At 55.2% G+C, this 22,316-nt stretch carries 21 protein-coding genes, 4 tRNA genes and 1 riboswitch; of the genes, 12 read left to right on the forward strand and 13 right to left on the reverse strand.

Features of this window, described 5'->3' with window-relative positions; translation table 11 throughout:
- Positions 1 to 200: 200 nt before the first annotated feature.
- From Q3981_RS04250 to Q3981_RS04270, 5 genes are all read right to left on the reverse strand, one after another.
- A tRNA-Phe gene (locus Q3981_RS04250) sits at positions 201 to 273 on the reverse strand.
- A 147-nt stretch (positions 274 to 420) separates the two neighbouring features.
- Positions 421 to 1,233, reverse strand: a complete 813-nt coding sequence (locus tag Q3981_RS04255) for an ABC transporter ATP-binding protein (RefSeq protein WP_303124238.1) — start codon at positions 1,231 to 1,233, stop codon at positions 421 to 423.
- Positions 1,226 to 2,263, reverse strand: a complete 1,038-nt coding sequence (locus tag Q3981_RS04260) for an iron ABC transporter permease (protein WP_303124239.1) — start codon at positions 2,261 to 2,263, stop codon at positions 1,226 to 1,228. Before Q3981_RS04260 ends, Q3981_RS04255 begins: the two co-directional genes overlap by 8 nt.
- The gene (locus Q3981_RS04265) at positions 2,260 to 3,369 is read right to left on the reverse strand and encodes an ABC transporter substrate-binding protein (RefSeq protein WP_303124240.1); all 1,110 of its coding nucleotides are present in this window, start codon (positions 3,367 to 3,369) and stop codon (positions 2,260 to 2,262) included. Before Q3981_RS04265 ends, Q3981_RS04260 begins: the two co-directional genes overlap by 4 nt.
- A gap of 183 nt (positions 3,370 to 3,552) precedes the next feature.
- A riboswitch (cobalamin riboswitch) is annotated at positions 3,553 to 3,621 on the reverse strand.
- A 208-nt stretch (positions 3,622 to 3,829) separates the two neighbouring features.
- Positions 3,830 to 3,903: transfer RNA gene (locus Q3981_RS04270), tRNA-Asp, on the reverse strand.
- 321 nt (positions 3,904 to 4,224) lie between these two features.
- On the opposite strand from Q3981_RS04270, the gene Q3981_RS04275 reads away from it, so the two are divergent.
- From Q3981_RS04275 to Q3981_RS04300, 6 genes are all read left to right on the forward strand, one after another.
- Complete coding sequence (locus Q3981_RS04275; protein WP_303124241.1) at positions 4,225 to 5,700, forward strand: MFS transporter; 1,476 nt, start codon at positions 4,225 to 4,227, stop codon at positions 5,698 to 5,700.
- The gene (locus tag Q3981_RS04280; protein WP_303124242.1) at positions 5,700 to 6,782 is read left to right on the forward strand and encodes a glycerophosphodiester phosphodiesterase family protein; all 1,083 of its coding nucleotides are present in this window, start codon (positions 5,700 to 5,702) and stop codon (positions 6,780 to 6,782) included. The genes Q3981_RS04275 and Q3981_RS04280 overlap by 1 nt, the downstream gene beginning before the upstream one ends.
- Before the next feature lie 233 nt (positions 6,783 to 7,015).
- A complete protein-coding gene (locus Q3981_RS04285; protein ID WP_156441643.1) occupies positions 7,016 to 7,186 on the forward strand; it encodes a hypothetical protein in 171 nt (56 codons plus the stop codon).
- A 54-nt stretch (positions 7,187 to 7,240) separates the two neighbouring features.
- Positions 7,241 to 7,951 carry a hypothetical protein gene (locus tag Q3981_RS04290; protein WP_303124243.1) on the forward strand — a complete coding sequence of 237 codons (711 nt, stop codon included), beginning with the start codon at positions 7,241 to 7,243 and terminating at the stop codon, positions 7,949 to 7,951.
- A gap of 106 nt (positions 7,952 to 8,057) precedes the next feature.
- Positions 8,058 to 8,321 (forward strand): Arm DNA-binding domain-containing protein, encoded by a 264-nt coding sequence (locus Q3981_RS04295; RefSeq protein ID WP_303124244.1) that lies wholly within the window; start codon positions 8,058 to 8,060, stop codon positions 8,319 to 8,321.
- Positions 8,322 to 8,468: 147 nt separating this feature from the next.
- A complete protein-coding gene (locus tag Q3981_RS04300) occupies positions 8,469 to 9,137 on the forward strand; it encodes a site-specific integrase (RefSeq protein ID WP_303124245.1) in 669 nt (222 codons plus the stop codon).
- Between the two features lie 83 nt (positions 9,138 to 9,220).
- On the opposite strand, the gene Q3981_RS04305 is transcribed toward Q3981_RS04300, so the two are convergent.
- Positions 9,221 to 9,293: transfer RNA gene (locus Q3981_RS04305), tRNA-Glu, on the reverse strand.
- Positions 9,294 to 9,498: 205 nt separating this feature from the next.
- On the opposite strand from Q3981_RS04305, the gene Q3981_RS04310 reads away from it, so the two are divergent.
- From Q3981_RS04310 to Q3981_RS04325, 4 genes are all read left to right on the forward strand, one after another.
- Positions 9,499 to 10,311, forward strand: coding sequence for an ABC transporter ATP-binding protein (locus Q3981_RS04310; RefSeq protein ID WP_303124246.1), 813 nt, complete (start codon positions 9,499 to 9,501; stop codon positions 10,309 to 10,311).
- Positions 10,308 to 10,958, forward strand: a complete 651-nt coding sequence (locus tag Q3981_RS04315) for an ABC transporter permease (RefSeq protein ID WP_303124247.1) — start codon at positions 10,308 to 10,310, stop codon at positions 10,956 to 10,958. The genes Q3981_RS04310 and Q3981_RS04315 overlap by 4 nt, the downstream gene beginning before the upstream one ends.
- On the forward strand, positions 10,955 to 11,617 hold the full coding sequence (locus Q3981_RS04320; RefSeq protein ID WP_303124248.1) for an ABC transporter permease: 663 nt from the start codon (positions 10,955 to 10,957) through the stop codon (positions 11,615 to 11,617). Before Q3981_RS04315 ends, Q3981_RS04320 begins: the two co-directional genes overlap by 4 nt.
- Before the next feature lie 106 nt (positions 11,618 to 11,723).
- On the forward strand, positions 11,724 to 12,797 hold the full coding sequence (locus Q3981_RS04325) for an ABC transporter substrate-binding protein (protein ID WP_303124249.1): 1,074 nt from the start codon (positions 11,724 to 11,726) through the stop codon (positions 12,795 to 12,797).
- Between the two features lie 44 nt (positions 12,798 to 12,841).
- Here Q3981_RS04325 and Q3981_RS04330 read toward each other — a convergent pair.
- Together Q3981_RS04330 and Q3981_RS04335 are read right to left on the reverse strand one after the other, a co-directional pair.
- Positions 12,842 to 12,914: transfer RNA gene (locus Q3981_RS04330), tRNA-Lys, on the reverse strand.
- Positions 12,915 to 13,071: 157 nt separating this feature from the next.
- A complete protein-coding gene (locus tag Q3981_RS04335; RefSeq protein ID WP_204088050.1) occupies positions 13,072 to 14,586 on the reverse strand; it encodes an acetyl-CoA hydrolase/transferase family protein in 1,515 nt (504 codons plus the stop codon).
- Between the two features lie 251 nt (positions 14,587 to 14,837).
- Between Q3981_RS04335 and dusB the strand changes: the two genes are divergently transcribed.
- Complete coding sequence (gene dusB, locus Q3981_RS04340; protein WP_303124250.1) at positions 14,838 to 16,013, forward strand: tRNA dihydrouridine synthase DusB; 1,176 nt, start codon at positions 14,838 to 14,840, stop codon at positions 16,011 to 16,013.
- A 75-nt stretch (positions 16,014 to 16,088) separates the two neighbouring features.
- The gene (gene phoU, locus Q3981_RS04345) at positions 16,089 to 16,823 is read left to right on the forward strand and encodes a phosphate signaling complex protein PhoU (RefSeq protein ID WP_303124251.1); all 735 of its coding nucleotides are present in this window, start codon (positions 16,089 to 16,091) and stop codon (positions 16,821 to 16,823) included.
- Here the strand turns inward: phoU and Q3981_RS04350 are convergent.
- The 5 genes from Q3981_RS04350 to pstC form a co-directional block, all read right to left on the reverse strand.
- Positions 16,820 to 18,253: an MFS transporter gene (locus Q3981_RS04350; protein WP_303124252.1), complete on the reverse strand. Its 1,434-nt coding sequence runs from the start codon at positions 18,251 to 18,253 to the stop codon at positions 16,820 to 16,822. The genes phoU and Q3981_RS04350 overlap by 4 nt on opposite strands.
- 10 nt (positions 18,254 to 18,263) lie before the next feature.
- Positions 18,264 to 18,980, reverse strand: a complete 717-nt coding sequence (gene deoD, locus Q3981_RS04355; RefSeq protein WP_012731069.1) for a purine-nucleoside phosphorylase — start codon at positions 18,978 to 18,980, stop codon at positions 18,264 to 18,266.
- Positions 18,981 to 19,324: 344 nt separating this feature from the next.
- A complete protein-coding gene (gene pstB, locus Q3981_RS04360) occupies positions 19,325 to 20,101 on the reverse strand; it encodes a phosphate ABC transporter ATP-binding protein PstB (protein WP_012731068.1) in 777 nt (258 codons plus the stop codon).
- A 52-nt stretch (positions 20,102 to 20,153) separates the two neighbouring features.
- Positions 20,154 to 21,095, reverse strand: a complete 942-nt coding sequence (gene pstA / locus Q3981_RS04365; protein ID WP_303124253.1) for a phosphate ABC transporter permease PstA — start codon at positions 21,093 to 21,095, stop codon at positions 20,154 to 20,156.
- 63 nt (positions 21,096 to 21,158) lie between these two features.
- Positions 21,159 to 22,223, reverse strand: a complete 1,065-nt coding sequence (pstC, locus tag Q3981_RS04370; protein WP_303124254.1) for a phosphate ABC transporter permease subunit PstC — start codon at positions 22,221 to 22,223, stop codon at positions 21,159 to 21,161.
- Between the last annotated feature and the right edge of the window lie 93 nt (positions 22,224 to 22,316).

The following is a 22,316-nucleotide window of genomic DNA, read 5'->3' on the forward strand; positions in this document are numbered from 1 at the left end:
TGAAATCCCGCACGTCCCCAGCGGCTGTGGGAGCGTACTCGGCGAATCCTGCTACTTCGCCGTCGACTTCAATGATGAAACGGTGACGGTCAGCTTCGTGCTTGACATGGGCATTGACATCGTTATCTGGCATAAGCCCACTCTAGACGGATTAAACGAAGGAAACCCCTACTCCACACATCGGTGAAGTAGGGGTGATGTGGCCAGAGCCGGGATCGAACCGGCGACCTTTCACTTTTCAGGCGAACGCTCTGCCGACTGAGCTATCTGGCCACCACGTCAGCCCAGGTAAACCGGGCTTCACGCACGAGACGATACTTTACCTGTCGCCTCAGAAAGAACGCAAATAGGGCCGTACTCTGCGCGTACACCACTTGCACAGCCGTGGAGGACTACGTGCGAACGACGGAATCTGGCTACTCAACCAGCATTAGTCGTCGCCGAGTGAAACTCAAGATTAATCCCATCCGGGGTTTCCCACACGCGTGATTCCACATCGAAGTGCCGCTTAATGACGTCCTCAGTGAAAACATCGCGCGGCGCCCCCGCAGCAACTGGGTCGCCACCATCCAAAACAATGACGTAATCACAAAACTTCGCGGCTAGGTTCAAATCGTGGAGGACCACAACGGTCACCAGACTCGAGCTCGACACGTACCCCATCAGCTGCAGCTGAGCGCTGATATCAAGGTGGTTCGTCGGCTCATCAAGAAGGATCACATCAGGCTGCGTCGCCAGAGCGCGCGCGAGATGTACACGCTGCTGCTCACCGCCTGAGAGATGGACGAAGCGCCGATCAAGCAGGTCATGCACTCCCACCTCTCGTGCCGACGCCACCACCATGTCACGGTCGCTTTGGCGCATCCCGAGCACACCGAGGTACGGGGTTCGCCCCAACGCGATGACATCCCGGACGGTGACGTCGGCACTAGCCACATTGTGTTGCGCGACAAAAGCCATCCGACGTGCGCGAATCTTCCGCGGAATCGTATCCCAGTCTTCCCCATCAATCGTGACGTGCCCGGAATGTGGGGCCAGGCCGGCGATAGCACGCAACAAAGTGGTCTTGCCTGACCCGTTACGCCCGACTATTCCGACCGTGTCACCCGAACGAGCCTCGAACGACACGTTATTAACTGGAGGAACGCGCGAGCACACGTCGGAAACAACGAACGAGACCGACCGATCCGTGTTCGCAACCCGCTGAGTAACGGCATCATGATTGTTAGACATGAGTACGACTCCCCCTCCCCTGCTTGACCAACAGAGCGATGAACAACGGGACACCCACGAGGGCCGTGATGACGCCCACGGGAATCTCGACAGGTGCAGCCACCGTTCTGCCCAGAGCGTCGACCCAGACCAACAGAATGGCACCCAGAGCAGCAGAGACAGGAAGCACCCGGCGGTGACCGGTTCCCACAATCAGCCGAGCGGCATGCGGAAGGACCAGGCCGACGAAGCCAATCGCTCCGGAACTCGACACGATCGTCGCGGCCAACAGACTGGCGACGCCAATAACTACCATTCGGACGCGCTTGACGTTGATGCCCAATGACGCCGCGCTATCGGCGCCGAAGGTGAAGGCGTCCAGTGCCGTCGAATGACAAAAGAGCACCACGAAACTGACCGCGAAGATGGCAGCGCTGAGAGCAACCGTCTGCCAGGATGAACTCGCCAAGGAGCCCAGCATCCAGAACAACACTCCGCGCGTGGTGTTTGCGTCGGCTGAAAACATGATGAGGAAACTGGTGAGAGCGGAGAAGAGCTGAGTAATAGCAACGCCCGCGAGAATAATGTTGTGGTTACCGTTCCCCGCCGCCCACGCGAGGAGAAGGACAAGCGAAAACGCTGCAAGTGCTCCCGCGAAAGCTCCCGACGCCATGACAAACGACGCTGCCGTCGAGGCGGTAAGAACGACCACCACGGCCCCAGCCGAGGCTCCGGAACTGATACCAAGCAGGTAGGGATCGGCCAAACCATTGCGTAGCAAAGACTGCAGCACGGCACCGCATATGGAGAGAGCAGCACCTGCCACTGCAGCCAGCAGCGCACGTGGCATACGCAATTCCCAAATCGTGTTTTGTTCTAAAAGAGTGACCCCTTCGGGCGTCGAACTAAGACCTAGTTTGAAAGCGACAACTCGCCATGCATCGGTCATCGAAACACTCAATGGCCCCAACGTTATAGAAAATAAAATTGAGACAAAGAGAGCTACCAGCGATGCAACAACGAGAATCCAGAGTTTGACTGTCGACGTCACTCTTCTTTATTCCCCTGCTCTGACGGAGAATTGTCCTCTGAGGAGCCCTGACCACCTTTCTGGTTGCCATCGGCGAGAGCATGCGCAACCCTTTCCATACCATCGACAGTGCGAATTCCAGGGTTGAGATCACCACCGGCAACCACAATCAAGTGGTCATTCTTCACTGCCTTCATATTCTTCGTGACCGGATTATTTTTAAGGAATTTGATTTTTTCCTTAGCGGTCTCGGCAGTTTGCTGCTTACGGGTGAGGTCTCCTACAACGAGATAATCGGGGTCTTTCGCGGCTATGGCTTCCCACCCAATTTGTGGCCATTCTTCCGAATTATCCGCAAACACATTCTTGAGGCCGAGCTGGTCCGCAATAATCTGCGGAGCGCCTTTACCGCCTGCCATGTACGGGCTTTCTGAATTGGCAAACCAAAAGACTACAGACGTCCCGGAAGGAATGTCTTTACTTGAAGAGCTGAGGTTGGCAATGCGGTCCTCTAATTTCTTCTGAAGCTCATCACCTGCGGCTTTGTCACCCATGATCTCGGCGAGATCGTGAATATCTGTATAGATATCAGACATCCGGAGTTTTTCTTTCCGACCCCCGTCGCCATTATCACCTGGCTTATCCGACTTCGTGCATTCCGTGTGATCGAGGTATGCCGGTACACCGACCTTCTTATAGCTCTCGTAACTACCGGAACCACTATCAGCCAACGTTTGCGCAAATGTCGCGGCTACAAAATCCGGGTTTTGATCGAGAACTGTCTCCATCGAGGCGTTGTTATCGGACAAACGTTTGATCTTGTCATTGGCAGCCTTGAGATTATCCAAAATTGGATCGGTCCAGGTCGCTGTACCAACAACTCGATCACCGAAGCCCATTGACAATAATTCCTCGGTCACACCTTGGTTTAAAGCAACGACGCGTTCAGGTTTTTGCTTAATCTCTAAGTCCCGGCCGCAATTCTTCAGGGTAACCGGATAGTCTCCCGATTGATCCCCTTTCGACGAAGCGCTATCCGATGCTGACTTTTCTGCATCATTTGAGGAATCATTTCCCGACTGACAACCGGCCACTCCCAGCATGGTTACCGACGCGAGAATAGCCACGCTCAACCTGCTTTTCCGCGTTACCCGGCGGTTGCTTGGTGGTTGGCTTGCAAGTGTTGGAGTCCTCCACGAATGGTCAGAACCAGAGTGGGAAAAGAGTGAGAAACCGCGCATGGAAAAACTATCCTCTCTACCTAAACGCGAGATATCGAAGCTCACGGCTAGCCTTCCAAGGCGAAACACGGTATTCGGACTTAACGCAAAAGAGCGTGTCACCGTTGCGCGTCAGTTGCAGATTTTCACTGCATTCCCCGCGTTTCCCAGTTTGATGGCTATCCGTCTACAGGTAGCTTACGGTAGAGCTTCCCAACTACCCATTTATGCAGGAGAAACACGGCAATACTGGGGGAATAAATTCGGACCTCTACAACGGCGGCCTTTACGGGTTATACGACAGCGATGCTGCTGGTCCCCCGGAATGCGAAAAACGGCCGGACACAAAGTCCGGCCGAAATAAATGCGACCCTGACGGGACTTGAACCCGCGACCTCCGCCGTGACAGGGCGGCGCGCTAACCAACTGCGCCACAGGGCCATCAACACGTCTATTAAAAGAGTGCCGATTGCGTTGAGTAGCTCTCTCGGGGAGCCGCTCGAACGTGTTAGAACTCTACACAGAACACAGAATGTCCACAAATCACCACGTCAAGGGCGTTTTCTGTAAGAAAAGAGCACGAAAAATGCCCCTAAACCGTCACGAGGTCACCGGAGGTCCCCGAAACCTACGCAACCGTCGCTTAGGGATGAGGGTTTTATCCCCATTCGGGGGATATACGGGCCTGTCTGACCTCGACCGATGCGACGGTTACCAATTGATAATATTTTTTAGGGTCCTAGCTACCGCATAATATTTGGCGTGTCACAAGAGAAAACTGCGCGCCAATTATCCTTCCGCGCGCTCCCACCACAACCCCTGCTCCCCGCAGACGAAATCGCCCATAAATATCCTCGGCTCCGTCTGCAAGTATTCATGGGGATATTCATAGGATATGCAGGCTTTTACCTGGTCAGAAACAACATTTCGCCAGTTGCCGCACTGATCAAGAACGACGGCATCCTCGATACGGTCGCCATCGGCATTATTGCCAACGCCGTCTATATCTCGTACGGTCTCTCCAAGTTCATGATGGCCACGCTGTCTGACCGAGCAAACGCACGACTGTTCATGCCGCTCGGCCTCGCGCTGTCAGGCATCACCAACATCCTTCTGGGAACCATCCCCGCCCTCCATGCCACGGTGGCCATCTTCACCCTCGTCATGTTCATCAACGGGTGGTTCCAGGGCATGGGGTGGCCTCCGTCTGGCCGCGCCCTCGTACATTGGTTTTCGACGACAGAGCGCGGGTGGAAAACGGCGATCTGGAACTGCGCTCACAACGTGGGCGGTGCTGGCGTCGGTATCTCCATCGCATGGGCATTGTCCATCACCGGAAATCAATGGCAATCAGCGTTTTGGCTCCCGGGCATTATCTCACTCATCGTCGCTCTTATTGCTTTCCTATTAATTAGAGACACGCCTGAGTCCGAAGGCCTCCCTCCCATCGAGGAGTACCGGAACGACCCGGCCAAAACCGAAGCAATCGACGACAGCGAGATCGCAAACCAGTCGACCTTCACCATCATTTGGCGCCACATCTTGACGAACCGCGTCATGGTGCTCCTAGCTCTGGCCAACATCTTCATCTACGTTCTGCGTTACGGAATCCTCAGCTGGACGCCCGTGTATCTCCACGACATCCACGGAGCTAGCCTCAACGGCTCGATCGCCGGATTCTCCACCTTCGAAATTGCCGGAATTATTGGCACCCTCATCTGTGGCTGGGTCACGGATAAAATCTTCCGCGGATATCGCACAAGCACCGGGATCCTCTTCCTCGGTGCGGTTGCTCTATGCACCCTTGCTTACTGGCTCGTCCCCCATAACTCACCTTTGTGGATTCCTCTGCTGTTAGTCAGCCTCATTGGCGGACTCATCTACGGTCCTGTCATGCTGATCGGCCTTCAAGCCATCGACCTCGCCCCGCGAAATATTGCGGGCACAGCGGCTGGGTTCACTGGACTCATGGGATACGTCGTTGGTGCAACGCTTGCCTCCACAGGAATCGGCTTTATCATCAAGCATTGGGGATGGAATGTCACGTTCATTTTCCTGCTTGTGTGTGCCTTCATCGCAATTGCCCTTATCGCCGGCGTCGGCAAGGACGAGAAATTGCTGATGGAGCATCATTCCAAGGTCAACACGACCCCAGCCGACGCGACTGACCCAACTGAGACAACCGAGGCAACCGCCAACAGCACCACCGCGCAGAGAAACGACGAAGGAGCCAAGTAATGAGAACTCCCCGGGCACGGATCTACACCGCAGCACTTTTGCTCACAGCCGTCGGGTCGCTTGCAGCATGCAGCAGCTCTGACAACGACAATGACACCTCCAGCGCCACGTCGGCAACAGACTCGACGACGCAGTCCGCAGAGAAGACCAGCGGAAACCACGTCGACCTCGCAAGTTTTGACCTTCAGGCACACCGCGGTGGCCGTGGCGAGAACACCGAAGAGTCCAAACAAGCTTTTGAAACGGCGATCGATGAAGGCACGCGCACTCTCGAAATGGACATTGTCCTTACGAAGGACGGCGTGCCGGCGGTGTGGCACGATCCGAAGATCGAGGACGAGAAATGCTCTGACACCCAACCCGCCACGCCTGATGATCCGCAGTTCCCGTACGTCGGCAAGAATGTTCATGATCTGACGTGGGATCAGATCAGCACGTTGAAGTGTGACAAGAAGCTCGCTGATTTTCCTGATCAGAAGGTGGCCCCCGATAACCACATTCTGAAGCTCAACGACGTTTTTGACCTCGTTAAAGAAAAAGGGGCCGACGTCCGCTACAACATCGAAACGAAGATTGAGGCGGATAAGCGGGAAGTTTCTGCAACACCGGAAGAATTCGTCTCCACCATCATGGGTGTTGTTGACCAATACGGTGTTCGCGACAAAGTGACTATCCAAAGTTTCGACTGGCGGTCACTCAAACTCCTGAAAGAACAGCAGCCCGACGTCACCTTGGCCGCGTTGTACGACGAGACCACGTGGAAAAAAGATTCACCGTGGCTAGCCGATTACACCTACGAGAAGTACGACGGTGATGCTCTCAAGGCGATCCAGGCGCTCGGGGCTCAGATCACGTCGCCTGGCTATGCGCAGCCCTACGACACGAAGGTTGGAGACAAGGACTTCCACCCCGTCGCTGACCGCGACTATGTAGAAAAAGCGCACGGGATGAATATCAAAGTTCTCCCCTGGACGGTCAACGATAAAGAGACCATCAAATACTTTATCGATAACGCGGGAGTCGACGGGCTTATCACCGATTACCCGAAGCGAGGAATGGAGGTCCTTAAAGAGCTCTCGTAGATCGAGCCACCAAGTATCCGCCCGGCTGTTGTTTGCCGGGCGTTTTTCTGATTACCGGCAATTCGGGGCTGCAATGGGCGCGCAGGGCCACTCGCGGCTAGCGGGACCGACTTAGACACGGCCAACTACCTTCGCCCGGAACATCACTAAAACTAAATTCGATATACTTAGCCAAGTATCACATACTCAGGGTAGTGATGGCTGCCCGTTACGGACGAGATGAGGTGAACTAAATGTCCTCTTCGAAGACGATCTTATATCTCACTGTGATCGGCGGCGTGGTCGGTATTGTCGCCTGCTTCCTGTATGTCTTCGGTGTCGTTCCGAAAGAAGTTGGAGGAATTGGCCTACTTCTGGGAGGTATCTGTTCCATTGAGTTCAATAGAATTCGGAAAAGGTCATAAACGCAGGTCCGGCCGGTTAGCGACTAGGTTTTCGATATCAGGAGCGTACGGATTGTGTTTGACTACATCCCCGAGAAACATGATCTCGACTCTCGCTATGTTGATTTCAAAGAAGTAAAAAGAACGAAATCCCGCGCTTACAAATTTGCAGTGTGGAGTTCATGCCTCGGCGGACATAATTTCTTTCTTGGCCAATGGCTAGTGGGAACACTGCATTTCCTCTTTACCGCAGCTTTGGCTCCCATTTATGTGTTTATGGACTGGCAAACTCTTCTGGCCACAATCATCATCGATGTTATGTGGTGTTATTACGGGGTCAAGAAAATCGCCGTATCCGACGAAGATGATCCCATGTATTCGGGTCACACTCCTAAATGGTTCTTTCCACTAATGGTAATTCACATGAACACTATTATCGAGCAACTGCTCGAGCGCATTGAACTGCTCGAGCTCAACCAACAACGCCTCGCCCTCATCCTCAGCCACGGTCACTCTCCAGTGAAAGCCTGGGACTACGAATGCTTCTCATGTCGACTCACATTCGATCAAGAGGCGCGCTCACGCAAAGCCATTGTCGATTTCCTCGGCTCCGATAGCACTGACCTCGACGCACTCCTCGACAAGGTCGAAGCTATCGTCGGAAACCGCTTTGACGCTAAACGTATCGTCGGAGCGTTTAAAGAACGAGGCACCGCCACCGAACGCTGGAAGGTACTGGACCCAGACGATACACTCCCGAGGTCCTTATACCCACACATCGAATAAAAACGAACCCCCGTCTGCCGTAGCTCCAGAGCAGACGGGGGTTTGTACACGACAGGCGTTCCAGGACTAACTGAAACAAACCCAATTTTGAGGATAGCACCGTATTATGGCCAGCATACAAAGGTATAAAGTCGCCCACGGCACCAAATGGCAAGTTCAATACCGCTCACCCGACGGAAAATCACGGACTAAATGCGGTTTCGCAACAAAGTGGCAAGCTGAAAACTGGGCAGCGGAAAATACGGTAGACCTCACCACCGGGCAGTGGCGCGACCCCGCCGGGGCAAACATCACCGTCGAAGTGCTCTCTAAAACATGGTGGCGGGGCCGCCAGCACCTCAAACCCTCCACCCTCGACCGTGAGGCCTAACGCCTACGCAGCACAGTGCTGCCCGTGTGGGGTAAACGGAAGATCGGCACCCTACGCAAAAGCGAAATCCAAGCATGGGTATCCGCGTCCCCACTCTCCGGCTCCAGTATCAGACACCCCCACAACCTGCTAGCCCAAATCCTCGACGTGGCCGTAGACGATAACTATCTGAAGTCGAACCCGGCGCGTGGGGTGAAACTCCCGCCCAAGGGCAAACCCGTCAAGGTGTATCTAACCCCTACGCAGCTTGAGCGGTTGGCTCATCATGCGGGGGATAAGGCTGTAGTGGTGTGGGTTCTTGGCACCGTGGGCCTCAGGTGGGGTGAACTGGTTGGTCTCAAGATTGAGGACGTGGACGAGCTGCACTCTAGGCTTCGCATAAACCGGTCTGTGGTCTACATTGACGGTCAGCCGCGCGAGACGTTGCCTAAGACGCATGAGCGTCGCACGGTGTCGGTCAGTTTGCCGGTTATGCGGATGATTCACGACCAGGCTGCTGGGAGGTTGCCTAGTGCGTGGCTCTTCCCTCACACGGACGGGGGGCCACTGAAACGGCCGGACGGTACTAAAGGTTGGTTCGCTGCTGCTGTGAAGAAAGCTCAGGCTGAAGACTCGTCGTTTCCGCGAATCACGCCTCACGGGTTGCGCCATGTGGCCGCTGGGTTGTTGGTGTCGGCCGGGGCAAACGTGAAAGTGGTACAGCGGCAGCTAGGTCATGCCTCAGCCGTTTTGACGCTGGATACGTACGCAGATTTGTTCGAGGAGGACCTCGACACAGTGGGGCAGGCTATGGCTGGCCTGTTTCGGATGTCGTGAAAATGTCGTGAAATTTGTTGAGAAAGTCGATTTGACAAATAAAAAATACCCCCTGACCTGCAACAACAGGCGAGGGGGCGCTGTACTCTCAACGGGGTTCGAACCCGTGTTGCCGCCGTGAAAGGGCGGAGTCCTAGGCCACTAGACGATGAGAGCACGCGCTACAGAGTTCTCTGCAGCAGCTGCTACAGACTACGTTAACCACCTAAAATTCACAAAATCGCCTGGTAAGCCACCTCTTTTTACGGCCGCTTCCTCAACACCACCTCAACCCCAGAAGAACCACTCTCCCACACTGCTCCCAGGCACCGGTACGTCGAATTCTGATAGCCTCGAGACTATTGCTGAGGAGGCCTAATAATTGATTACCTTCGATCACGTTTCCAAGACCTACCCAGATGGCTCAACCGCCGTCCACGATTTCTCGCTGGTCATACCGTCGCATCACATCGTGTCACTCGTCGGCACATCTGGCTCGGGGAAAACGACGTTAATACGCATGGTTAACCGCATGACCGAGCCCACGAGCGGCCAAGTCTGCATCGACGATCACAACGTCATGGACGAGTCCGCCGTCGACCTCCGGCGTCGAATCGGATACGTCATACAATCCGGCGGGCTCATGCCCCACAAGACAGTCGAAGCGAATATTGCGGTCGTGCCGACGCTCCAAGGCACACCTCGTCGCGAGGCCCGGAAAAACGCGCGAAAGATTATGGAGCGCGTGGGGCTCGATCCAGCATTAGCGAAGCGATACCCTCACCAGCTCTCTGGCGGCCAGCAGCAGCGGGTCGGTGTGGCGAGGGCCCTTGCATCAAATCCAAACATTCTGCTCATGGATGAGCCCTTCGGAGCTGTTGACCCGATCGTTCGTCGGGAATTGCAAGACGAGCTCCTGCGCCTCCAACAAGAATTAGGGAAAACAATTCTCTTCGTGACCCACGATATCGACGAAGCATTTCGACTGAGTGACTCTGTCGTTATTCTCGAAAAAGGTGGAGTGATATCGCAGCATGGATCACCTTCCGAGATAATGACCAATCCAAAGAATGACTTTGTTGCATCGTTTACCGGAGCAAGCAATACGAATAGGAAATTGACAACGCGAACAGTCAATGGCCAAACAGTTGCTGTTGATTCCTACGGAAGAAGCGTGGGGGTACTTACCTCATGAACTGGGTGATCACCAATTGGGAGGATATTGCGGAACTAACGCGCCAACACCTTGAATTAGCGCTACCCCCGATTCTTTTCTCACTGCTTATTGCCATTCCAATTGGGCGTTACGCATTCTCCCACCCTCTGTTTGGTAGGCCATTGCTAAATGCGGCCTCTCTCATGTACGCAGTGCCTTCCTTACCACTCATCATTACAATTCCGATCATTATCGGCACACCATTGCGATCGAATCTCACGATGATCACCGCGCTCACGGTCTACGGAGTCGCGTTACTCGTCCGCACCGCGGCCGACGCATTCGCCTCCGTCGATGCACGCACTCGGGACGCGGCACTCGCCCTCGGGCACTCCCCCCGCACAATCCTATGGAAGGTCGACCTACCGCTGGCTATCCCCGTTATCGCGTCAGGACTCCGCGTGGTCGCGTCCTCCACGATTGGCCTGGTCACCATCGGCGCACTCGTCGGTATTCCTAGTTTGGGCTCACTACTCACCGACGGTTTTCAACGTGGAATAACAGCAGAAGTCACTGCAGGTATCGCCGCCACGATCATTGTTGCTCTCATCATCGATGCCATCATTCAAGGCCTTACCTGGCTACTCACCCCGTGGAGCCACGCATCGGGTGGCGCATCATCATGAACTATTTTATCGACGCCCTAAGCTGGGCTTTTTCGGCAGACCATTGGTCAGGAAACAATTCGATCACGCAACGATTAGTTGAACACCTATGGTTCACGCTCATGATTGTGGCTATTTCTTCTGTATTAGCAATACCAACAGGAATAGTCATTGGCCATATTCGACGAGGAGCTGGCCTCATCGGCGCACTGACCGGAGCAGCACGCGCGATCCCTACGTTGGGGCTGCTGACGCTATTCGGCTTGTGGCTGGGCATCGGATTAAAAGCGCCCACCCTCGCGCTCATTGTGTTAGCTATTCCATCGTTGCTGGCCGGAGCTTATTCCGGCGTGGAATCAATTTCACCGGATATCCCGTCGGCAGCCCAAGCAATAGGAATGACGCCCTGGCAAGTCATAACTTCCGTCGAATTACCCCTGGCATTGCCCGTCATTATGGGTGGAATCCGAGCGGCGACATTACAAGTCATCGCAACCGCAACGCTGGCGGCATATACCGCTGATATTGGGCTTGGGCGCTTTCTGTTCGCAGGATTGAAATCGCGCGATTATTCCGAAATGTTGGGATCGTCACTTATTGTCATTGCTCTCGCAGTTGTCATTGATACAGCCCTTGGGCGTGCTCAGAAGTGGGCCGGGAATCGTTTCGGTGCTCATTAAACATTGAGGCTGGAGCTAACAATAGCTATATAACAGCAACTATGGAACGGATAAAAACTCCCGCCCTGCAACACAAACTACCGATACCAAAGCTGGGACACTTACCATGACGATCAACCGGGTGGAATACGCACACACCACATCACGCCGAACTCCGTTTCCGGTCAGCAACACGTTTCTTTCAGGTATAAGATCGCGATCCCGGTCACAGTCACAGTCACGATCACGATCGTTCACGATTATTGCGGCGATCATCACCTCATGCCTTCTTATCCTCACGTTATCGTCGTGCGCGCGATCTAACCCTTTGTCCAGCGGAAGTAATGATTCCGATACCATCGTTATCGGTTCACAGGACTACTATTCGAATGAAATAATCGCCGAAATTTACGCTCAAGCGCTCGAAAAGAACGACATTAAGGTTGATAGACAATTTCGGATTGGCCAGCGTGAGGTCTATATCCCAGAAATAGAGCACCAATCGATCGACCTGATCCCCGAATATTCGGGAAACTTACTCCAGTACTTCGAGAAAGAATCATCACACGGGGATGATGACAACGCGACAGCTGCGAAAGATCCCGACGACGTGTATCGCGACCTCGTTCACGCCACGCCACAGGGGCTTCATCTTCTCAACTACTCCCCCGCATCGGACCAAGACACGTACACCGTTACCCACGACTTCGCCCAGCGTTACCACCTTCACAGCGTCGGTGACCTCACCCGCGTGCCGGGGTCGGTGAAATACGGAGGACCCTCAGAGGCCGAGTCCCGCCCCTACGGGCCGAAGGGTCTTAAAGCGGTGTATGGCGTCGACGTCGATTTCACGCCTATCGAAGACTCTGGCGGGCCATTAACAGTCAAGGCGCTGACGGACGGAAAAATTCAGGTGGCGAATATCTTCAGTGCAGATCCAGCCATTAAGAAAAATAATCTCACTGTTCTCGATGACCCACAGCACCTGCTCCTCCCGTCAAATGTCGTTCCTCTTGCTAGTAAAAAGTTGAATAACTTTAAGGATGGCAAAGCAGAGGACATCATCAATTCAATAAGTAAAAAGATGACGACGGAGGATCTGGCGGAGCTCAATAACGAAAGCGTCACCGATCAGAAACGGGCCGCGCGTATTGCAAAAGAATGGCTAGCTCACAACGACATCAGTCCGCAGAAGGACTAACGCTAAAGCCCCTCACCAGGCAATTCCGGTGAGGGGCATTGTTGTGGGCCCTGAGGGGCTCGAACCCTCGACCTGCGGATTAAAAGTCCGTAGCTCTACCAGCTGAGCTAAAGGCCCACACACATTCTCATTAAGCGCTAACTGCTGCCACCACCACGAAAGTAAACGGCAGTACTCAGCACAATGTTTGAATGTGCGCTAGCCAGTATAGATCATGACAGCGGACGCCTGGCAAACGGCCTGGAGAACCACCCAAGGCCGCCGCCACCGTCAACTACTTCTCCGGCATCATGGAGCCAGTCTCCATGAAACGAGTGTGGAAATTGAACGCCTCGTGGAGGTCATGAGGAGTGTGCAATCCGGATGCGTTCTTCTCTGCCCGCTCCACGTACTCCAGCAACGGCTCGCGGTAGTCCGGGTAGGCACAGTTCTCGATGATCTTCCGGGAGCGCTGCCGCGGAGCAAGTCCGCGCAGATCAGCCAGACCCTGCTCAGTAATGATGACGTCGACGTCGTGCTCATTGTGGTCAACGTGAGAAACCATAGGCACGATCGCGGAGATGTCGCCGCCCTTCGCGCGCGATGGCGACACGAAGCACGACACAAAGGCATTACGCGTGAAGTCGCCGGATCCGCCGATGCCGTTCATCATCTTGGAGCCCGTGACGTGCGTGGAGTTGACGTTGCCGTAAATGTCGGCCTCAATCATTCCGTTACATGCAATCACGCCGAGGCGTCGGATAACTTCTGGGTGGTTGGAGATTTCCTGCGGGCGCAGAACAATTTTCTTGGCGTACTCAGCAGCATTTTCGTTGACCCGATGTGCGTATTCCGGCGACAGCGAGAATGCGGTTGCCGACGCCACCGTCATGGTGCCCTGGTCCATCAGGTCGATCATCCCGTCCTGGATAACCTCCGTGTAGGACGTGATGTGGTGGTACGGCCCTTCCAGCAGGCCCGCGAGAACAGCGTTCGGAATGTTCCCCACACCGGACTGCATCGGAAGCAGTTCCTTGGTCAGACGCCCAGCCTTGATCTCGCCGTCGAGGAAATCAAGCAGGTAGTTGGCGATCTTCTTGGAATCGTCGTCGATCGGCTTGAACGGGGAGTTGCGGTCCGCAGCGTCGGTTTCGATGACTGCGATGACCTTGTCAACATCGATATCAATGTAGGGAGTTCCGATCCTGTCACCGGGGTCGGCGATCGGAATCGGCTGACGGTTAGGCAGCTGACCATAGCTCCAGATGTCATGCATGCCTTCGAGGTCCTCGGACTGCCAGGAGTTGACCTCAATAATTATTTTCTTGGCATTACGCAGGTAGTTTGTCGAGTTACCGACGGACGACGAGGGAATGATTGCCCCATCTTCCTTAATGCGCACCGCCTCAACGACGGCCACGTCGGTCGCCCCGAAAAATCCCTGGTCAAGGAGCATTCCCGAGTGTGAGAGGTGAATGTCGCTGTAGTACGTATCGCCAGCGTTGATCCGCTTACGGAGAGTCGGGTCAGATTGGTACGGCATGCGCCAGTTGATGCCGTTGACCTCGGCTAATGCACCGTCGAGCTCCGGAGCGGTCGATGCACCAGTCATCACATTGACTTTGAATTCTTCACCGCGGTCATGTGCCTCTTTGATCCGGCGGGCCAGGGCTTGAGGGAATTCTTTGGGATATCCGGCACCGGTGAATCCACTGAAGCCGATCTGATCGCCGGGGTTGATCTTGGCGGCGGCTTCGTCGGCACTCATGATGAGGCCTTGCAACTTCGGGTTGGCTATCCGTCCTGACATATTTTCCTCCTGTGCTCCCGCCGAAATTCCTGGTCAATCGGGGGTTCTCTTTACATTCCACGTCCGTAATTTGGTGCGTCGTCGAGGGGGCACCGCTCGGTGAGGCGCACCACGATCGTGGTGTGTTGTTACGTGTACCACTTTAGGTCAAGAGGAGGAAAGAAACGGCAGTCTTAGCCCAGACTATTCCCCTAAATGGGTTCCCCCTTCCCTCGCTTGGTGTGAGATTCACACACGTTTACACTGGCACGGTGATTTCTGGATCCCGCACACCCCTCCGAATCGGCCCATTTGAGCTATCGTCACCCGTCGTTCTTGCACCTATGGCGGGGGTAACAAATGTGGCTTTTCGGTTGTTGTGTCGTGAACTCGAGATAGAAAAAACGGGGACGACGTCGGGGCTCTATGTCTGCGAGATGGTGACCGCGCGAGCACTGGTCGAGCGGAATGAGAAGACTCTGCACATGACGGAGTTCGCCCCCGAAGAAACGCCGCGCAGCATGCAGTTGTACACCACGGACCCAAAGTGGACGTACGAAGCTGCTCGCATGATTGCCGACGACAACCTGGCTGACCATATTGATATGAATTTCGGGTGCCCGGTGCCGAAGGTGACTCGACGCGGCGGCGGGGCTGCCCTGCCCTATAAGCGACGCCTGTTCGGCGAGATTGTCGCAGCGGCCGTCCGTGGCGTCGAGGGAACGACGATCCCGGTCACGGTCAAGATGCGGACGGGTATCGACGACGACCATCTGACGTTTTTGGACGCGGGTGCGATTGCCGCCGAGGAGGGCGCCCAGGCTGTGGCGTTACACGCGCGGACGGCAGCGCAACGTTATTCGGGAACTGCGGACTGGAACCGTATCGGCGAGCTTAAGGAGCATTTGGCGGGAACGGGCGTACCGGTGCTCGGCAATGGCGATATTTTCAAGGCAACAGATGCCGCGGACATGATGGATCAGACTGGCTGCGACGGTGTGGTTGTGGGGCGCGGTTGTTTGGGGCGCCCGTGGTTGTTTGCTGAGTTATCTGCCGCCCTGCGCGGCGAGCCCCTCCCTGCTCAGCCCACATTCGCGGAGGTATGCGACGTGATTCTGCGCCACACCCGCTTGTTGGCGGCTCACTCCGGGGAGTCCACTGCGTGCCGGGACATGCGGAAACACATGGGCTGGTATTTGCGCGGCTACCCTGCGGGGTCGGACTTGCGTCAGAAGGTCACGCGCATCACGAGCATCAATGAACTGGAAGAGATCCTGAATACGGTACTGAGCGATCCGGCGTTGGCGTCGGCTCTCCCCGACGATGCCGACGGCCCTCGTGGCCGCCAAGGGTCCGCGAAGGCGGTGACGCTACCGGAGGGATGGCTGGATGATCCGGATGATCGTACTGTCCCTGCTGGTGCGGACATCATGCACTCGGGTGGCTAATTGGGGGTCGGTGTGACCTGCGCGGCCTTGGGTTAGCCAAGCATTGTTAGCCGATTTGTCCTAAACTAGGCCATCATGAGAGACGATTATCGGGAACACTTGGCGGAATTCGCCCATAATCTCATCGTCATGTGCGATTCGATTAAAGAGATGGCGTCGCATGCTTCCCGAGCGTTATTGAGCGCTGATCTCACTTCTGCAGAAGATGTGTTGACCAGCGTGGAGGACGTCGAAGAGCTTCGCGTGAAGTGCGAACAACAAGCTTTTCAGCTTCTGGCGTTAGAAAGCCCGGTGGCCCGGGATCTTCGCCGTGTGATTTCCGGCACGTACATTGTGGAAGATCTGTCACGAATGTCGGCGCTGATGGTGCACATCGCGAAGGTGGCCCGCCGTCGTCACCCGGATTGCGCGGTTCCGGAATCCATGGTGCCGTACTTCTCCGAAATGGCGAAGCAGTGTTTGGACATCACGGCTACCTTGCACGACGTCCTGGTGTCCTACGATCCGGAGCTGGCATTGCAGTTGGCCCGCGACGACGACGCCATCGATGATCTCCACCACCACATTTTTGTCTTAACGACGCAGCGCGAGTGGCCATACACGACGACGAACGCCGTGGATGTCACCTTGCTATCGCGCTACTACGAGCGTTATTCCGATCACGCGGTCCAGATTGGTGCCCGCGTTATTTACTTGGCGACGGGTATGCGCCCGGAAGAGTACGTGGGCGGGAAAGATGAACGCGACCGCGAAGCCACGTTCACCCGCCACTTTGACGAAATCCAGCAGCGCTACGGGGGAACGTTTTAGGATGCCCCGTCGAGCGTCTCGCCACGCCGCTTCTCTCTCCTGGTGAGATAACGATCGGACGCCACATAAACGACGAAGGCCACGGCGGTAATGCCTGCGAGGATCCACAGCACGGTGGCATACGCGTGGGCAGTGTGTCCTGAGCCCTGCGTCAGCCCGCTGAGGAATGTCGGTTCGATATCGATCAGCTTGGCCGTGTACGCAATGCCGACGGGGATCGCGATGTTGATGGTCAGGTTGTAAAAACCGATGGCAACGCCCGTTTTCTCGGCCGGGATCTTCTTGATCGCTGAGGCCATCAGCGGTGCGTACATGAGCGCGAATCCGCTCCCGAAGAACATCATGGAAAGAATCAACAAACACACGGATGTGTCGGGAATAATTGCGGGAATGACAAGCGCACCGCAAATCGAGGACAACGCGATAATGATGGCCGGCCGTGTTTTCAGCACCTTCGCGATAGCACCCGATGCTGCTCCGACGGCGGTTGCACAGGCGTAGCCCGGCGCGATCAACATGGATGCTGTATCGGTTCCCAACCCGTGCAGGGTGGACACGATGAAGGGGAAGAAGAAAATGTACCCCAGCTGCACGGAGTACAAGATGAGAACGACGACGAGGGCCCACACGTAACGGCCATTGAGGAAGAACTCTGGCCGGACAAGGGCCTTGTTGTTCATCTTGATGTACACCGCGAAGAGCACAACCCCAATGACTGAAATGACAGCGTAGATCGGCTGGAACTCTTGCATGAAGATGACGGCGAATGTGGCGAAGACGCCGATGAGGAAGAGGCCAATGACATCCAAGTTGGCGCTGACTTTTTCATCGTCGGGTACGGTTTTCGCGATGAAAGGCACTGCAAGGATCAGGGCCGCAGAGACCAAGAACATTGCGGTCCACGAGATGTACGTGGACACGAATCCGCTGGTAAGCACACCGATCAGCATGGCCAATTGGAACGCAGCGGTAGAGAACCCGAGGTACGTCTTCTGGTCTTTCGCGGAGATGTGCTTGGTGACGTAGATGACGTAGAGCGTCTCTGCCCCGGCTAACCCGGTGGTTTGGATAATTCGCCCGGTCAGCACCATCGGCCACGAGTGTTGGAAAACAAACCCGATGATGGAACCAATGACGGTCAGCCCGATCCCCACGTACAACAGCTTCTTAATGCTGAACGTATCGGCAAGCGCGGCATACACCACAGCGCCGATACCGATGACAATTCCTGCCAGTGTGGCTTGCAGACTCACCGTCGTCGCAGAGAGGTGAAGGTCGTCGGCAATGGGCTTGGACATGAACTTAAAGCCGTTGTCAATGACCAAGCTGAAGACGAAGGTAAATAAAATAACAGGGACGGCGGCTTTGGGGTTAAGTACCTTTTTGCCGGCCTTCTCCGGGGCGAGTGTTGCTGTTTCAGTATGTGCCATCGTTGCCTGCTTAGATCGCCGCGAGTGGAAGCGCGAGCTCCATCATGGTGGTAAATGCTTTTTCCCGTTCGCTCGCGGTGGTGGCCTCGCCCGTCACGATATTGTCGCTGACGGTGAAAATCCCCAGTGCTTCGACGCCTGCTTCTGCGGCGGTGGCATACAACCCGGCGGATTCCATTTCCACAGCGAGAACACCCATTGCCGCCCACCGTTGGTTGACGTCGTCCTGGTAGTTGTAGAACACATCGGAGCTCAGGACGTTGCCCACGTGGGTGGTGATTCCGGCCTCCTTCGCACGGGTTCGAACGTCCTCAATTAGCCGATACGATGCGATCGGTGCATATACCCCGGGCAGGTTGTACTGGGACAGGAAATTCGAGTCGGTGCAGGCAGCTTGCCCAATGACGACGTCGTAGAGGTTGAGATCCTTCTGCAGTGAGCCACATGAGCCGACGCGGACGAGCTTTTTCACACCGAAGTCATGGATGAGCTCCCACGCGTAGAGAGAGATAGAGGGGATACCCATCCCCGACCCCATCACTGAGACTTCTTTGCCCTGGTAGGTGCCGGTGTAGCCGAAGGCGTTGCGGACGGAGTTGAACTGGACGGCGTCGTCGAGGTAGGTCTCTGCGATGAATTTTGCACGGAGCGGGTCGCCGGGCAGGAGGATCGTTTCGGCGATGGGTACGCCGTTCGGGTTGATATGCGGAGTTGATTGTCGGCCCATGTTTTCTCCTGTTCGGGACACGTCATGACGCCACCGTGCGGTTACGTTGACAAGTTTGCAGGACTCCCCTAGGCCCGAATGACCCCCAGTTCGCCCTCTGATCTGGATGTCCGCGTGAGCTACCTGTTGTGTCGGGCGCTGTGCCCGCGAACACCGGTCCGCAACCACCCCACCTTGTCCAGCCAACGCGGATGTGGTTGCTCACCCCTATGACTATCTCATGTCTTTGCCCGTGGCGCAGTATGGGCCCTGTCACTTTTTCACGACAGTATGTTTCGACAACCTGACCTGTGCGGGCGATGTGTCTCGTCGGACTGCCCCGCACGGTCTACTAGCGCGAGTTGCTATCCGAACCGACCGGAAATGTAGTCTTCCGTTTCTTTCCGCTTGGGGCGCTCGAAGATTTCTTGTGTCGGCCCAGTTTCGACGAGCCGACCTGGCTTACCCGTCGATTCGAGCGAGAAGAAGGCTGTTTGGTCGCTGACGCGCGCAGCTTGCTGCATGTTGTGGGTGACGATGACGATGGTGAATTCTTTCTTCAGCTCGTGAATGAGATCTTCCACCGCCAACGTGGAGATGGGGTCGAGCGCAGAGCAGGGCTCGTCCATGAGCAACACCTCTGGCTCCACCGCTATCGCGCGCGCGATGCACAGTCGCTGCTGCTGGCCACCGGAGAGCCCTCCACCTGGTTTATCCAGCCGGTCTTTTACCTCATCCCACAGGTTCGCACTACGCAGCGACCGTTCGGCGACTTCTTTCAAACGCGCTTTGTTCTTGACTCCGGATAGTTTTAATCCCGCGACGACATTGTCTTCGATGGACATCGTCGGGAATGGGTTCGCTTTTTGGAAAACCATACCGATGGTGTTTCGCACGGCGACGGGATCAACTTTGGCATCGTAAATGTCTTCGCCGTCTAGCTTGATCGACCCGGTGACATACGCCCCGGGCGTCACTTCATGCATCCGGTTAATTGTCCTGAGCACGGTGGATTTACCGCACCCCGACGGTCCGATAAAAGCGGTCACAGATCGCGGCGGAACATGCATGGTGACGTCCTGAACAGCGTGGAAATCTCCGTAATAAATATTGACATCTTCTAGGTCTAAGCGCTTAGCCATCGTGACCGTTCTCCTTATAACCGTGTGCAGATAATTGTCCGGACTGACGTTGTTATGACTTGACCGAGAACCGACGGGAAATGAGCCGAGCCGCAATAGTCAATACGGCAATAATGACGACGAGCGTGAAGGCCGCACCCCACATCTTGTCGACGGCTGCGCCCGTAGTTCCAGCTTTATACATGGCCAACATCATCAGCGGAAGCGACGTTTGTGGCCCTTCAACCGGATTGAAATTCGTTCCGACGTTATATCCAACCAAGATGAGAACGGGCGCTGATTCCCCCATGATCCTGGCGACCGACAACATAATCCCCGTGATAATGCCGGACATTGCGGTGGGAAGAACGATACGGGCAATAGTTTTCCATTTCGGAACTCCCAATGCGTAGGCGGCTTCTCTCAGGTCTTGAGGAACAACCCGCAACATCTCTTCGGTGTTTCGGATAATCACCGGGACCATAAGCAGAACTAAGGCAAGAGATACAGCCATACCTGAGCGTTCAAATCCGAAGAGCACTACCCATAGCGAATAAATGAAGAGCGCCGCAACGATAGAGGGCACGCCCGTCAAGATATCCACCATAAACGTGGTCACTTTCCCCAGACGCGATTGTCCCGCGTATTCAACCAGATAGATTCCGGTCAGTACACCAATCGGGATCGAAAGCGCCGAGGTTATGAGCGCTTGAATGAGCGTTCCCATAATCGCGTGATACGCACCGCCACCGGCTTGGGATTCGATAATCCCCATCTGGGACTTCATCCACCAGGTGGAACTCAACGTGACGGCGGCACCGCGTGAGACCAGCTCCCAGAGCACCCAGAGCAGCGGGATGAACGCAACAATCACCGTCGCAAAGACAAGAACCCGCGCCATGTTATTCGTCACTTTTCGACGAGTCGAAATAGCAGTAAAGGTCGTGGAGGTTTCGATTTTTTGATGCGGAGAAATATGTGGTTGTAATGCTGGCGATGAGACCGCGTGTGACATCGTGGCGCTCCCTACTTTGTGTAACTGATGGCTGGTGTGTCGAGTCGGGGCTTATCTCTGCGTTTATCTCTTCGCCACAATGGCCCGGGCAATGGCATTGACGACGAACGTCAAGAGGAAGAGAACGAGGCCAGCTGAAATGTAGGCTCCCGCCTGAATGTTGTTATTAAACTCCTGAGCGGCGTTCGCAATTGCCGTGGCGAACGTTGTGCCACCGTCGAAGAGGGATCCGCGGAATTCCGAGCTCGGCGAGATCACTAAGTACAGGGCCATTGTTTCGCCGAGAGCACGGCCTAATCCCAGCATGGCTCCGGAAATATATCCCGAAAAGCCGAAAGGTAAGACGGTCAATCTGACGACTTCCCATCGCGTTGCCCCTAAGGCCAACGCGGATTCAATGTGACCTTGTGGAGTTTGAACAAAAACTTCTCGGGCCGTTGCCGCGATCACGGGGAGAATCATGATGGCAAGGACGATTCCACCGGTCAACAGGTTTCTACTTGTTGCGAAAGCTGGGGAATTAGCAAAGGTTTTGAAAAGAATGAACTGACCTGCCCAGGAATGAATCCATTCGTAGAAGCCTCCGAGTTTTGGTCCGAGAACTTGGGCGCCCCACAAACCAAAAACAATAGAGGGAACGGCTGCGAGAAGATCAACAACAAATGCGATCGGTTTGACGAATCGCTGGGGGCAGTACTGCGCTAAAAAGATCGCTATTCCCAGCGCAACTGGCATCGCCAACACAAGGGCTACCAGGGACACTGTCACGGTGACAAAGAAAAGGTTCGGAATACCGAAGTGCATGGCCGACGTCGTCGCGGTATTCCAGTCACCGCTGTAGGTGAAGAAGTTCTCGGTGTTGTTCCGTAGTGCGGGGACTGCACGCCACAGCAAAAACGCTCCGATAGCAGCGATGATGACGGTGATCATCATTGCGGACCCTGTCGCCAAGCCGTGGAAGATTCGGTCACCGGCGCGGACTTTCCCTGGTGCGTTGTGGCCGTCTTGGGCCTTCGGCGGGATATCTCCGTTACTGGGTGATGATAGTCCTGCCTGGTCAGCAGCGGAGGGAAGATGAGATCCGGCAGGCTGGAATGTTGCAGCTCCGGCGCTAGATGGAGTGGTCATTGGTGTCTCTGCACTCATTGGGGTCTATTGGAACGTGTGAACTTGGTTGTATCCGGGGAACGCGCAATCCAAATCATCTGAAATGACGCGTTC

The sequence above is a fragment of the Corynebacterium sp. genome (assembly GCF_030530965.1).
Lineage (GTDB): Bacteria > Actinomycetota > Actinomycetes > Mycobacteriales > Mycobacteriaceae > Corynebacterium.